Here is a 13,133-nt window from a genome sequence, read left to right as displayed (position 1 = left end):
GGGAGGGTGTATGTCTAGTTTACCAATTATAGTTGCTCCGATGTTTTTAGTTTCTAATCCTAAGATGGTTATTGAGGCTAGTAGAGCAGGGGCTATCGGTTCATTTCCGTTATTAAATGCAAGACCGGCTTCAACTTGTGCAGAGTGGCTTGAAGAAATAAAAAAGGCGCTAACTTTTGAGCTATGGGCTGTCAATTTTATTTGTCATCCTGTAGCGAATACACGGTTTGAAGAAGATTTACAGTTAATTGAACAATTTCAGCCACCAATTGTCATTACTTCACTCGGTAATCCAAAGAGAGTTATGGACATTGTGCACAGCTATGGTGGGAAGGTCTATGCAGATGTTGCGAATGTCAAGCATGCCGAAAAGTCTGCTGCAACGGGTGTAGATGGTCTAATTCTTGTATGTGCAGGTGCTGGCGGTCATGGTGGGCAACTGAACCCATTTGGCTTTGTATCTGCGGTTAAGAAATTCTTTACGGGAACGATCATTTTATCTGGCTCCATCTCTAGCGGTGCGGACGTACTAGCTGCTCAAATAATGGGAGCAGACTATGCCTATATGGGTACTCGATTTTTAGCTTGTGATGAAGGAGATGCACCTGAGGAGTACAAAAACATGGTAATTGAAAGTAGCACTTCAGATATTTTATATACCGATGCTTTTAGCGGTGTCCATGTCAATGTGTTAATTCCATCCTTATTAAAGGAGGGGATTGATCCTGCGACATTGAAGCCAAGAGAAGATGTCGATTTAACACATCTTGTTAATGTCAAGGCATGGCGAGATATTTGGTCAGCCGGACATGGCATTACCAATATTGACAAACAAGAGTCCGTTCGTGAAATACTCATAACATTGGAGGCAGAGTACGAGAAAGCAAAGCAACAAATAATTTCTGCACAGCCATTATAATAACGAATCTCTAACATAAAAGGGCAAGTCCAACAAATAGTTGGTCATGCCCTTTAATTTGTTAATCATGATTCAAAGTAGCTGCGATTTCTGGTTGTTGCTCAACTTGAAGCAGCATATTGAATGATGCGATGGCTACTTCTACTTGGTCGTCTTTTGGCTCACGTGTTGTCAGTAATTGTAGCCATAAGCCTGGATAGCCAAGGTAGCGTAACACGGGAATATTACGGCACGCATTTGTAGCTTGAAGTACTTCAAATGAAATTCCAAGAACCACTGGAATTAATAGAATACGGTCCAAAATGCGTAACCAAAGCGGATCAGTTGGCACGAAGAAATATAAAAACATGCCGACAAACACAGTAAACAGCATAAAACTACTACCGCAACGATAGTGTAAGCGTGATTGTGCTTGCACATTTTCTACTGTTATTTCCATACCAGCTTCATAGCAGTTGATTACTTTATGTTCTGCACCATGATATTGGAATACGCGTTTAATAAGTGGTGTTAAAGATATAAAATATAAATAGGTAAGTAGTAAAAGTAGCTTTATGCCACTTTCAAGTAAAATTTGGCCAGTTTTGCCCTCAATCCATTTAGAGAAAAAATCCGCAATAAATACTGGAATTAATGTAAAGGCAAATTTACCAAATAAAAAGGAAAGGATACCTACAACTGCAACCCCTAAAATCATTTGCAGTCTTGAGCCTTCCTCTTTATGCTCTTCTTCTTCGCCAGGTGTAACGTCGTAACGGTCCCCTGAAAATTGCATATGACGAGAGCCTAAACCAGCTGATTCAATCAGCGCTACTACGCCTCGTACCAATGGAATTTTTTTAAGCTTTTGTAAAATAGGGTTTTGAACTTTTTTAAAATGATAATAATCGATGGAATCATCGTTACGGCGAATGGCAGTAATCGTATGTTCCTTTCCTCCGAACATTACACCCTCTAATTGTGCTTGTCCCCCGTATACAGGTGAATTGCTCAAGGCTAACACCACTCTCTTTATATATTTCAACTGTACCATTGTACTAAATTTAGTGAAAAACCTCTAGAGTTACGCATAGTAAAATTTCTATATGGATACACTAATCGTACAGTTTAGGAAATGATTAACGTTTAAAAATTAACTCGTGGTACAAGTTAGGAGGATTTTACTTGAGAGTAGCTAGTATAACATCGTTAGTCGGTGCGCTTGTTTTTGCATTGTGTTTAAAAGGGCTTCATTACTTTCATCTTATTAAATGGAATCCAATAGGTTTTTATAAGAAGTGGGATTTATTCGAAGACAGTTCAAAACTATTTCAATGGAGCTTTTTCATTCTAGTCTTATTCCTGATTGGATTTTTATTATACATTACGTTGAGATATGTTTATATTATCCCAGCTGTGCTTTCATCTTTTTTGCTCGGCCTTATTGTGTCAATCACATTAGAATGGATTGTTCTTGATTTGCCTTTACAATCTTCTTCCTTTAAAAAATTATCGATTCCTTTTATAGTCATTGTTATTTGTCTATTACGTTTCTTGCTTGAAACTGCAAATTTTCATCAGAAGGAGCATACAGCACAAAAAGGAAATTAGTTGCTGTATGCTCCTTGTATGATAAAATAATGGCAAGTACATAGAAAGAGGCGAATATGCGTGAAGTTATTATGTTTGAATGGACCTAACTTAAATCGACTAGGTAAAAGAGAGCCCCATATTTATGGTTATGAGACATTGGAAGATGTGAAAAACAATGTTCAGAATCTTGCGGCGTCTTTAGGTGCTACTGTCGAGTTTCGTCAATCTAATCATGAAGGGGTACTTGTTGATTGGGTGCATGAGGCGGAGGACGAAAAATATGATGGTATTATCTTTAATCCCGGTGCATATACCCATACAAGCATAGCTTTACATGATGCAATTGCAGGGATTTCTGTGCCGGTCATAGAAGTACATATTTCAAATATCCATAAACGTGAGGCTTTCCGTCATCATTCTTATCTCGCTCCGGCATGCCTTGGTCAAATCTCAGGACTAGGTACGAAAGGCTATGAACTGGCACTACGCACATTTATTGAGAGGGAGAATTGATTATGTTTAAATTGCAAAAGCTACGTAAGACACTTCAAGAACAAAATCTCGATGGCATTTTAATTACGAACGGATACAACCGTCGTTATATGACTGGTTTTACAGGGACAGCGGGCGTAGCAATCGTGTCTCAAAATGATGCTGTGTTTATCACGGATTTTCGTTACACAGAGCAAGCAGCCGCGCAAATACAAGATTTCCGTATTGTTAAGCATGAGGCGACGATCATTGAAGAAATTGCAACGCAAGTAAAAAACATGGGTATCAAATTATTGGGCTTTGAGAAAGATACTGTTAGCTATGGCACATATGAGCTATATAAAAATAAAATTCAAGCTGATTTAGTACCGATTTCTGGGCTAATTGAAAAAATTCGCTTGATTAAGACGCAACAAGAGATTAATATTATTAAGGTTGCGTGTGAAATTGCTGATCACGCATTTACACATATCTTAAACTTCATCAAGCCAGGTAAAACAGAGCTTGAGGTTTCGAATGAATTAGAATTTTTCATGCGTAAACAAGGAGCAACTCAATCTTCGTTTGATACAATTGTTGCGTCTGGTCTTCGCTCAGCTTTACCACATGGTGTAGCGACGAATAAAGTGATTGAAAAAGGCGACTTTGTCACATTAGACTATGGAGCACTGTACAATGGCTATATTTCGGATATTACACGTACTGTTGCAGTAGGCGAGCCATCTGAAAAATTAGTGGATATGTACAACGCAGTACTTGCTTCCCAGCTTTTAGCACTTGAAAAGGTTGGCCCTGGCTTAACAGGGATCCAAGCAGATGCGATTGCACGTAACTACTTAAAAGAAAAGGGCTATGGCGAGGCATTTGGTCATTCATTAGGACATGGAATTGGTCTTGAAGTACATGAAGGCCCTGGCTTATCGATGCGTTCAGAAGCAATTCTAGAGCCAGGTATGGCCGTAACGATTGAACCAGGAGTGTATTTACCAGGAATCGGTGGTGTTCGTATCGAGGACGATATTTTAATCACAGAGACAGGTAATGAACTGCTAACTCATTCGTCAAAAGAACTTATTATTTTATAAACTATGGAGGAACACAAATGATTTCAGTAAACGATTTCCGTACAGGTCTAACAATTGTTGTAGATGGCCAATTATACCGCGTGTTAGATTTCCAACACGTTAAACCAGGTAAAGGTGCTGCGTTCGTACGTTCTAAATTACGTAACCTACGTAACGGTTCAGTAAATGAAAAAACTTTCCGTGCTGGTGAGAAAGTTGAAAAAGCACAAATTGATAACCGTAAAATGCAATACCTTTATGCACAAGGTGATGAGCATGTTTTCATGGACTTAGAATCATATGAGCAAACTGAACTTTCTTCAGCTGCTATTGAATATGAATTAAAATTCCTAAAAGAAAACATGGAAGTGCATATCCAATCATACCAAGGTGAAATGTTAGGTGTTGAATTACCAAATACTGTAACACTAGAAGTAACAGAAACTGAGCCTGGTATTAAAGGTGATACAGCTTCAGGTGGTACAAAACCTGCAACTCTTGAAACAGGTCTTATTGTACAAGTGCCATTCTTCGTAAACCAAGGTGACATGTTAGTAATCAATACTGAAGAAGGTTCTTACGTTTCTCGTGGGTAATGAATAATAATATCCGACCTACTCTTTTTTTAAAAGGGTAGGTTTTTTTATTATACATATAAAGGTAGAGAGAACTTCTTTTTTATAAATAGAAAAATTTGTTTCTATTATTTAATATGTGGTCATAATTGGAAGATTTGTTTACAATAATAGTAAGGAGTGAATGCTATGCTACAAACAACTTTTGAAATACCATATCCAATAATACAGGCGCCAATGGCTGGTGTAACTACGCCAAAATTTGTGGCTGCCTGTGCAGAACAAGGTGTTTTAGGCTCGATTGGAGCGGGCTATTTAGATGGTGAGCAAACAAAAAGCTTTATTCAGGAAGTTAAAAAGCTAACGAAAAAGCCATTTGCGATTAATTTATTTGTACAAGAAGAACCACGTATTGATATAGATGTTCTTCAAAAAGCTCGAATGGCTTTACAACCGTTTTATGATGAACTTGGACTATCACCTGTACAAAGTGTCATGTCCAAGGAAGTATTTGAAGAACAAGTACAAGCTGTTCTTGATGAAAATGTAGCCATTTGTTCCTTTACATTTGGTATTCCTTCAGCAGATGTCATTCATCGTTTAAAGGACAACCAAGTTTATGTAATTGGTACAGCTACTACACTAGAGGAAGCAAAGCGTGTAGAACAAGCAGGTATGCAAGCTGTTGTTCTTCAAGGTGGCGAAGCTGGTGGTCATCGTGGTTCCTTCACTGAACCTATGCAATTAATTGATTTGCATGATTTACTGCAACAAGTGGTAGGACAAATTTCCATACCGATTATTGCTGCTGGAGGCATTGTTACAAAGGAAGATGTAAGCAAAGCACTAGCAATGGGTGCACAAGCGGTTCAAATTGGTACAGCCTTACTTGTAGCAGATGAGTGTGAAATTTCACCTCTTTACAAAAATGCCTTGCTTCAATCGGAAGCACAGCAAACGACGATTACACGTGCTTTTTCTGGGAAACCAGCAAGAGGCTTAGCAAATGATTTTACTGAACGTATGAAGGATGCTACTGTAGCCCCTTATCCATTGCAAAATGATCTAACTACAACGATTCGTAAAGAAGGCGCAAAACAGGGTAAAGCTGACTATTTATCGATGTGGATGGGCGAAAAAAGCTATTTAGTGAAACAACCGGGTACTGTGAAAAGCATAATTGAAAAGTTACTTTAACTTCTTTCAGTAAGAGTTTTCTTAACGAAAGCGAAGCGTCAGCTATAAAACGTTCTTCCTCTATGGTGGTGGGAATTTAAGTACTTATCAAGGTGTCTAACATTCACTGAAAGAAGTTCAGCTCCCGGCGTTACGCAAGCGGGAAGGGGTCTTTGGGCTGCGCAAAGCCAATCTAGAACGCAATGATGACGAGGCGTCATTAATTTCATAATAATACTAAGATCTCTATACGTAAGTATGGAGGTCTTTTTTTTGTGGTAGCGACATATATTGCTGTACACGAGGGGGCGTATGAAATGGAATTACAAGACGTATTAAGAGTCGCGGGAGTGGGACTAGTAGTTGCGCTTCTTCATGTCTTCTTTGATCAAACAGGAAAGAAAGAATTTTCATTTTTCCTATTTTTCATTGCCTATTTATATATGACAGCGGAATTACTGCGATTTTTACGTCTATTTTTTAATGAGATCCTTACATTCTTTCAATGGCTGACCTCATCAGGGTAGGTAAATGGAAATTGTCATCGTTGCTGTTGTCATGCTGCTTTTATTATTGCTTATAAAAGAAGTCATACAGCCACTCCATGCGCTAATTAGTGTAATGTTTTCGTTTTTACTTTTCGGTATGTTGTTTTCGACACTCTTATTGCCTTTCATTAAGCAATTACTTGAGACATTAGCATTTTTGCCTTATGCAAAAGCCATTGTGGTAAGTGCTAGCCTTTTTTATATCGGGCAATGGGTGTCGATGTTACTGGTAGAACAAAACTATAAAGTGCTCGGGCACATCGTCTATGATGGGGTCAAAATAGTTATTTTGTTGTACTGGTTTAAGGAGTTTTTGGCTGTTTTACAGGAGGTGTCGGCCATTTTACAACGGCTAAACTAAGGGGCGAAGACATTGCTAGAGCAAATATTTTCGTTTTTAACGGATCCATTCTTTCTATTGCTGAAGATGACGCTTATTTTATGTGGCTACGTCATTATTATTTTGATAATCAATATGATTTTGCCAGAGTTTGAAAAAGGGACAAGGATACTTTTTTTTCTTATAGTCCTTGCAACAATAGGACCTGTCGTTGTGAATTCATTTACATTAATAGACGAAATCGCAAAGGGACTTGCTCATATTTTTACTGCATTTTATCCCATTCTTACTTCAAGTTTTCTTTTATCAAGCAGCATTACAGCGATCGCTTCTTGGCAGCCTTTTTTACTTTTTTTTGTACAAGTATTAACGATTATTAGTAGTAAATGGCTTATTCCAGGAGTTCTTCTTGCCATTGTTTTTGATGTTTGCAGTGTCATTGTTAAAGAAATTTCGTTTACGAGAATTGCTGAATTGATTCGTTTTACCATTATGAGCATCGTCTCTGCATCAGTTATTTGTTACATCATTTTAATGTCGGCGAGTGGTGTTGCGGCTTTTAGTGTCAACGCAGCTGTTGCAGAGCCTGTGAAAAAATTAATAGAGGAAAATATTCCAGTTGTCGGTTCCTTTATAGTAGATAGTTTTTCAATGTTCCAGCATATGACACAATTCTCTTCTTCTATTAGTAGTATTACTGCGTTTATAGCGGTTATTACCGTGTCGTTCATTCCTACAGTGCAGCTTGTTGTTGCTGCCTATTCGTTGAAAATGTTAGCTGCTATTTTAGAGCCAATCGCCTTTGATGATATTTGTAGACTTCTAGATCATGTTAGTAAATCGCTATTTACATTATGTGCTGTATCATTTCTAATTGCTTTTTCGTTTATGTTTTCTTGTTTATTCCTCATCGTTTTTGTGCAAGTTATGGCTGGAGGGAGATAAATTGATTCTTTTATTAGCAATTCTCTTTATCTGTCAGATATTCGTGTTTCTAACGGACGATAAAGAAATAATTTCACTTACAAAGCTTGTCATTACGTTAGTATTTTTGCAATTGCTATTAAAGATTCCATTTATCAATTCATAGGAGGAAACAAGCGTACATACACTTGAAAAAGAGAAGAGATGAAAGGAGGCAATGTACAAGTGATGTGGAAAAGAAACCAAAAAAAACAACGTCATTTTTAGTCTTAATGCTGATCGCTGCCTCCGTGGGAATTTTCATCATTTTACCAATGTATCAAACGAATACAACGAATGGGCAAGTATCACCGAAAACCAATGAAGAAAAACTTGAACAGACATTGAAGGCTATGAAAGGTGTTGGGGAGGTAAAAGTCTATTTTTATTACGGAGATATGACAGATGAGAAGGATGACAATCAATTATTCAGTCAATATTTTCGAGGAACTGAACAAGGCACGAAAGAAGTAACAGGGATACTAATTGTTTCAAAAGGAGCATCAGATATCTTTGTTAAAAATGAAATTCGTGCGGTTGTTAGTCAAGTAATGCAATTACCGATTCATCGAATTATTATCGTTCCAATGGAAAATAAGGAGGAAAAGTAAATGCGCGTACGTAGAAGAACAGTTTGGTTTATGACATTATTAAGTCTAGTAGCGGTTATTTCAGTGTATTATTTGGTTGATCCAGCAAAACAATTTAATGGACTAACTATTTTCACAGATGACGCATTACAGCAAACTGCAGTAACAGGTGTGACTGATCAAGAAGCAACGAAAGAGGGAGAGACGAAGGAAGTATCTTCTCCAAGCCATTTATTTGAAGAGATGCGCATGCAAGTTAGTGATGAAAGAAGCCAGCTTCGTTCACAATTAGAGCAGAAAATCGGTTCACAAGATTATTCAGCAGAAGATAAAAGTAAAGCTTATAATGAGATGGATAGCCTTATAAAACAAGAATCCTCTGAAGCAATGTTAGAAATGCTTATTAAATCTTTAGGCTATTCCGATGCATTTGTACGAGCAGACGGTGATAAAGTACAGGTAACTGTTATGGCGGAGGAGCTATCAAAAGCTCAAGCGAATGAAATAATTTATTTAGTGAGAACAGAAATGGAAGGCGCAAATGACGTCCTAGTAAAATTCAGTGCAAATAGTAACAATTAAAAATAACAAGAAAAATACTAATATTCTGTTTATTTGAAATCGTTGTTATATATCAGTATCATGAAAAGGCTTTCGTTTAGTAAAAGAAAGCCTTTTGTTTTGTTCATATTTACTTAATTTGCATTAAAGTATTTCAAATTGTTCGAAAAAAATATAGAATAGTGCTTGTAGTAGATTTTATTTCATAAGGAGAGTTAGGAAAATGTTCAAAATTCAAGAAATTCGTGAAATCATTAAATTGGTAGATTCTTCTTCAATTGACGAGTTCGTTTATGAAGCAGATGGGGCAAAAGTTAAATTAAAAAAGAATGGTGTTGTTGTTACTGAAACTGTAGCACCTAATAAAGAAGTAGTGGCACCTGTTGTACAACAATCTGCACCAGCAGCGGCTCCTGTAGCACCAGCTACTCCTGCTCCAGCAAAAGCTGAAGAAGCACCAGCTGCAGCACCAGTAAATAACGACCCATCGTTACATAAAATTGTATCTCCGATGGTCGGTACTTTTTATCAATCTCCAAACCCGGATTCACCAGCTTACGTTAAAGTGGGGGACAAAGTTGGTAATGAAACAATCGTATGTATCGTAGAAGCTATGAAACTATTCAACGAAATTGAAGCAGAAGTTCAAGGGGAAATCGTTGAAGTACTTGTTAAAGACGGTGAATTAGTAGAATACGGACAACCATTATTCCTTGTAAAAGCTGAGTAAGGAGTGCACAATATGAAAAAAGTTTTAATTGCAAACCGCGGCGAAATCGCTGTGCGTATCATTCGTGCTTGTAAAGAGTTAGGCATTCAATCTGTTGCCGTATATTCAGAAGCAGACGCAGACGCATTACATGTGAAATTAGCAGACGAAGCATATTGCATCGGACCAAAGCTATCAAAAGATTCATATCTTAGCTTCCCGGCTTTACTGAGCGTAGCAGAAAAAACAGGTGCAGACGGTATCCATCCAGGTTACGGTTTCGTATCTGAAAACGCTGACTTCGCTGAAGCTTGTGAAAACGCAGGCATTAAGTTCATTGGACCTTCATCAGATTCAATTAAAATTATGGGTATTAAAGATGTTGCACGTACAACAATGGAAGCAGCAGGTGTTCCGCTTGTTCCGGGTACTGGCATTGTTCCAGATATCGAAACAGGTAAAGAATGGGCTGCTAAAATTGGGTACCCAGTTATCATTAAAGCAACTGCTGGTGGTGGCGGTAAAGGTATCCGTGTAGCACGTACAGAAGAAGACCTTGTAAAAGGCATTGAAATTACGCAAAAAGAGGCTGCTGCAGCATTCGGTAACCCTGGCGTTTATTTAGAAAAATTCATCGAGTATTTCCGTCACTGTGAAATCCAAGTATTAGCGGATGGCTATGGTAACGTTGTACATTTAGGTGAACGTGACTGTACAGTTCAACGTCGTATGCAGAAATTAGTAGAGGAAGCTCCGTCTCCAGCGCTATCTTCAGAGCGTCGTGCTGAGATGGGTGCGGCTGCCGTTAAAGCTGCACAAGCTTGTAACTATGAAGGTGCTGGAACTATCGAGTTTATTTATGACTATAGAGAAGATAAATTCTACTTCATGGAAATGAATACTCGTATCCAAGTAGAACACCCAGTAACTGAAATGATTTCTGGTGTTGATCTTGTACAACAACAATTAAAAATTGCATCTGGTGAAAAACTTCCTTTCACTCAAGATGATATTCAATTAAATGGATGGGCAATTGAATGCCGTATTAACGCAGAAAATGCTTATAAAAACTTCATGCCATCAGCTGGTACTGTAGATACTTATGTAACTCCAGGTGGCTACGGTGTACGTATTGACTCTGCAGTATATGCTGGTTATACAATCCCACCATACTATGATTCTATGGTTGCAAAACTAATTGTTCATGCAGACACACGTGAAGAAGCGATTGCGAAAATGAATCGTGCGCTTAGCGAATTCGAAGTATCTGGTCCTGGGATCAATACAACAATTCCATTCCACCAAGCATTGATGAACAATGACGTTTTCAAATCAGCGCAATTCAATACGAAGTTCCTAGAAGAGAATGATGTTTTGGGGACAAGCAAGTAAGCCGTATCAACGGTTTAACCATCTCGGCTAATAGTCGGGAAGCTTGCGAAATAGTTGTGCGATATTTGCCAGCGGAATAGTTGGCGGAATAGAATTAGGAATAAAACAAAACGGAATATCCGATTTTTAGACCCTTTAACGAAACCGATTCGTTAGGGGGTCTTTTTTTGTGCGTAAAAATAGTCAGCGTACAGGGATTTTTGACTTAGAAAATATGAATTCGATTGAACTAAAAACGATTAATCCTAAAAACGAAAATAATGAGCCGCTAATATCAGCGCCGACAATTATGATTGATGTTAATTCAGTTTGTTTAAAAGGTAATCGTATAAGTGCGTATTCGGCGCTAATCATCGTTAATGAACAAATGCGTTTATCGGGCATACGCAAACAAACGATTAAAGAATACGACTACAATTTTAGGCGGTTATTAACGAACATGAATGTCGAATATTTAGATGAAATAACAGCGGAAACACTATTCGGATTTATTTCATCATTAGGCGATGTAAATGACATTACAAAGCAAAGTAAATTACGTGTGATAAAAGCGATATTAAATCGTATATTCGATAACGGTTGGATTGAAAGGCGTTTTCGGAAGGATATAAAAATTAAAGTCGACGGGAAAATCAAACCACCAGCTAATGAGAATAATTTAGCGATACGTCTTTCGTTATTAAATATGAGTAACTTTATTATTTTTCACGATGCAGTAGCTATTTAACAATTGTTTAAAGCAAATGATTAATGTGGCTAAATACATGAGGGGAAGAAAGGTGTTGAGTTAATTGTGAAAGAGTAAATGCGTCTGTCGGGCGTTCGTAAGGTGACAATAGGGGGTGTGAAACATCACAATAGGACTGATGTATAATGAGTAGTCGTCATTAGTACAAGTCCTTAGAGTGATGTTTGTGTGCTATTGTTTGGATTGACGAAAAGTTATCATAACCCGCTACTTAAATCGCTATTATAAAATGAAAAAAACTATACGTGGAAATGATATCATAGGAAAGTATTGTGATTGATGGTGCTTTTAAAGAGATCAACCGTTACTTCGAAGCGAGTCGATTTCGTCTAAAGTTACTTTAATAATCATTTTTCTTTTATAAAAAAGAAACCTGTTCCATTTTCTTATGTTACAAATCCTTCTTTAACAACGGAATTTTTTTCACCATTTTTTGTTCCTCTGCTGTGATTACAGTGGTTTTGAAGCATATTATTTGTATATGTTATAATCAAATTGATGGAGAAGTGTACACTATCGGTGCTATATCGTTAAAAGAGATAGGGGGCAGATGATGAATAACGAATATTTCGTAGGTTGGGGTACATTGGCGTTGATAAATGCTGCACTTGCACAAGGGAAGAATAGAACGGGGCTAAATTGGTTTTTACTTTCTCTTGTATTAGGTCCGATTGCAACACTAATTTTGTTATTTGTTGAAAAGAGACAGTAACACTACATATTCATAATTGATTAAATAATAAAGCGAGAAGCGTTGAAATGTAGATTTCGCATATTCAATTATTTGGGTTTTAAATAAATGTAAGTCGATTTTAGATCGGCTTATTTAATAGTGTCATAACTTAAACCTTCTAACTTTTATTAGTTAGGAGGTTTTTTATGTCGAAAAAACGGAGAACAGAGATAAGTCTTTTCTAAGAGCTTGCTACCGTTGTTATAACCCTAAGCTTATCGTATTGCCTGTAGCCAAACGTCAATCTCATTTGCTACGCAATTCCCATTCCTTTACCAATTAATGATTTTCTATGTTACAATGTTTTATAGATGGAATTTTCAGTTATTTAAGGAGTGGGTTAAACGGCAATGAAAAAATTGTTATTTTTAGCACTTTTGTCAGTGTTTCTTTTAACAGCGTGTAATTCACCAACGTTAAGTATTAGTGAAATTGAGATTGTTCCAGATAAAGTGCAAGAGGTAATTGATGAAAAATATACACTTCAAAAAATCAATGTAGTAGATAAGGATATTTCTTATGTCGTTTTTCGGTCAAAAGGAACGGTTACATCAGACCTTGAAACGCAGGGTAATACATTAATAATAAAGTTAGACGTTACGAATCAACAGGATAATGCAATAAAACAACATGTTTATAAATTAACATTAGATCCGAACCTTGATACGATTGATATTCACATCAATGGTAAATCTACTTCTATTGATAATGTAGCAGGGATAAAAGAAGGCAATTAATGACTTTTCAACAG

18 protein-coding genes are annotated in these 13,133 nt (G+C 37.2%); 17 read left to right on the top strand and 1 reads right to left on the bottom strand.

Annotated features, from left to right (window positions below):
* Positions 1-10 precede the first annotated feature (10 nt).
* Positions 11-919: an NAD(P)H-dependent flavin oxidoreductase gene (locus tag ACFTQ7_RS03570; RefSeq protein ID WP_386827334.1), complete on the top strand. Its 909-nt coding sequence runs from the start codon at positions 11-13 to the stop codon at positions 917-919.
* 61 nt (positions 920-980) lie between these two features.
* On the opposite strand, the gene ACFTQ7_RS03565 is transcribed toward ACFTQ7_RS03570, so the two are convergent.
* Positions 981-1,952, bottom strand: coding sequence for a DUF1385 domain-containing protein (locus ACFTQ7_RS03565; RefSeq protein ID WP_386827333.1), 972 nt, complete (start codon positions 1,950-1,952; stop codon positions 981-983).
* Between the two features lie 131 nt (positions 1,953-2,083).
* Here ACFTQ7_RS03565 and ACFTQ7_RS03560 point away from each other — a divergent pair, with 131 nt between their 5' ends.
* The 16 genes from ACFTQ7_RS03560 to ACFTQ7_RS03485 all read left to right on the top strand — a co-directional run bounded on the left by ACFTQ7_RS03560 (position 2,084) and on the right by ACFTQ7_RS03485 (position 13,119).
* Complete coding sequence (locus ACFTQ7_RS03560; RefSeq protein ID WP_386827331.1) at positions 2,084-2,509, top strand: hypothetical protein; 426 nt, start codon at positions 2,084-2,086, stop codon at positions 2,507-2,509.
* 60 nt (positions 2,510-2,569) lie between these two features.
* Positions 2,570-3,004 (top strand): type II 3-dehydroquinate dehydratase, encoded by a 435-nt coding sequence (gene aroQ / locus ACFTQ7_RS03555; protein WP_053483682.1) that lies wholly within the window; start codon positions 2,570-2,572, stop codon positions 3,002-3,004.
* A 2-nt stretch (positions 3,005-3,006) separates the two neighbouring features.
* Positions 3,007-4,068: a M24 family metallopeptidase gene (locus ACFTQ7_RS03550; protein ID WP_386827330.1), complete on the top strand. Its 1,062-nt coding sequence runs from the start codon at positions 3,007-3,009 to the stop codon at positions 4,066-4,068.
* A gap of 17 nt (positions 4,069-4,085) precedes the next feature.
* A complete protein-coding gene (gene efp, locus ACFTQ7_RS03545) occupies positions 4,086-4,643 on the top strand; it encodes an elongation factor P (protein WP_197141081.1) in 558 nt (185 codons plus the stop codon).
* 168 nt (positions 4,644-4,811) lie between these two features.
* Complete coding sequence (locus ACFTQ7_RS03540) at positions 4,812-5,819, top strand: NAD(P)H-dependent flavin oxidoreductase (RefSeq protein ID WP_386827328.1); 1,008 nt, start codon at positions 4,812-4,814, stop codon at positions 5,817-5,819.
* A gap of 296 nt (positions 5,820-6,115) precedes the next feature.
* Positions 6,116-6,325 carry a hypothetical protein gene (locus tag ACFTQ7_RS03535; protein ID WP_012295089.1) on the top strand — a complete coding sequence of 70 codons (210 nt, stop codon included), beginning with the start codon at positions 6,116-6,118 and terminating at the stop codon, positions 6,323-6,325.
* Positions 6,326-6,329: 4 nt separating this feature from the next.
* A complete protein-coding gene (locus tag ACFTQ7_RS03530) occupies positions 6,330-6,707 on the top strand; it encodes a hypothetical protein (protein ID WP_079561815.1) in 378 nt (125 codons plus the stop codon).
* Between the two features lie 12 nt (positions 6,708-6,719).
* The gene (locus tag ACFTQ7_RS03525) at positions 6,720-7,631 is read left to right on the top strand and encodes a stage III sporulation protein AE (protein WP_349662089.1); all 912 of its coding nucleotides are present in this window, start codon (positions 6,720-6,722) and stop codon (positions 7,629-7,631) included.
* 1 nt (position 7,632) lies between these two features.
* Positions 7,633-7,776 carry a hypothetical protein gene (locus ACFTQ7_RS03520; protein WP_349662088.1) on the top strand — a complete coding sequence of 48 codons (144 nt, stop codon included), beginning with the start codon at positions 7,633-7,635 and terminating at the stop codon, positions 7,774-7,776.
* A 22-nt stretch (positions 7,777-7,798) separates the two neighbouring features.
* Positions 7,799-8,260 (top strand): hypothetical protein, encoded by a 462-nt coding sequence (locus tag ACFTQ7_RS03515; RefSeq protein ID WP_386827323.1) that lies wholly within the window; start codon positions 7,799-7,801, stop codon positions 8,258-8,260.
* Positions 8,261-8,821 (top strand): SpoIIIAH-like family protein, encoded by a 561-nt coding sequence (locus tag ACFTQ7_RS03510; RefSeq protein ID WP_349662087.1) that lies wholly within the window; start codon positions 8,261-8,263, stop codon positions 8,819-8,821.
* Between the two features lie 202 nt (positions 8,822-9,023).
* Positions 9,024-9,530, top strand: coding sequence for an acetyl-CoA carboxylase biotin carboxyl carrier protein (gene accB / locus ACFTQ7_RS03505; protein WP_386827321.1), 507 nt, complete (start codon positions 9,024-9,026; stop codon positions 9,528-9,530).
* Between the two features lie 12 nt (positions 9,531-9,542).
* A complete protein-coding gene (gene accC, locus ACFTQ7_RS03500; RefSeq protein WP_349662085.1) occupies positions 9,543-10,901 on the top strand; it encodes an acetyl-CoA carboxylase biotin carboxylase subunit in 1,359 nt (452 codons plus the stop codon).
* Between the two features lie 169 nt (positions 10,902-11,070).
* Positions 11,071-11,628: a hypothetical protein gene (locus ACFTQ7_RS03495; protein WP_386827320.1), complete on the top strand. Its 558-nt coding sequence runs from the start codon at positions 11,071-11,073 to the stop codon at positions 11,626-11,628.
* A 574-nt stretch (positions 11,629-12,202) separates the two neighbouring features.
* Positions 12,203-12,361 carry a hypothetical protein gene (locus ACFTQ7_RS03490; RefSeq protein WP_386827318.1) on the top strand — a complete coding sequence of 53 codons (159 nt, stop codon included), beginning with the start codon at positions 12,203-12,205 and terminating at the stop codon, positions 12,359-12,361.
* 371 nt (positions 12,362-12,732) lie between these two features.
* Positions 12,733-13,119 (top strand): putative periplasmic lipoprotein, encoded by a 387-nt coding sequence (locus ACFTQ7_RS03485; RefSeq protein ID WP_386827316.1) that lies wholly within the window; start codon positions 12,733-12,735, stop codon positions 13,117-13,119.
* Positions 13,120-13,133 lie beyond the last annotated feature (14 nt).

The sequence above is a fragment of the Lysinibacillus sp. NPDC056959 genome (assembly GCF_042674095.1).
Taxonomy (GTDB): Bacteria; Bacillota; Bacilli; order Bacillales_A; family Planococcaceae; genus Lysinibacillus; species Lysinibacillus zambalensis.
The sequence above is the reverse complement of the archived record's forward strand: the minus strand, read 5'-3'. Positions and strand labels throughout refer to the sequence as shown.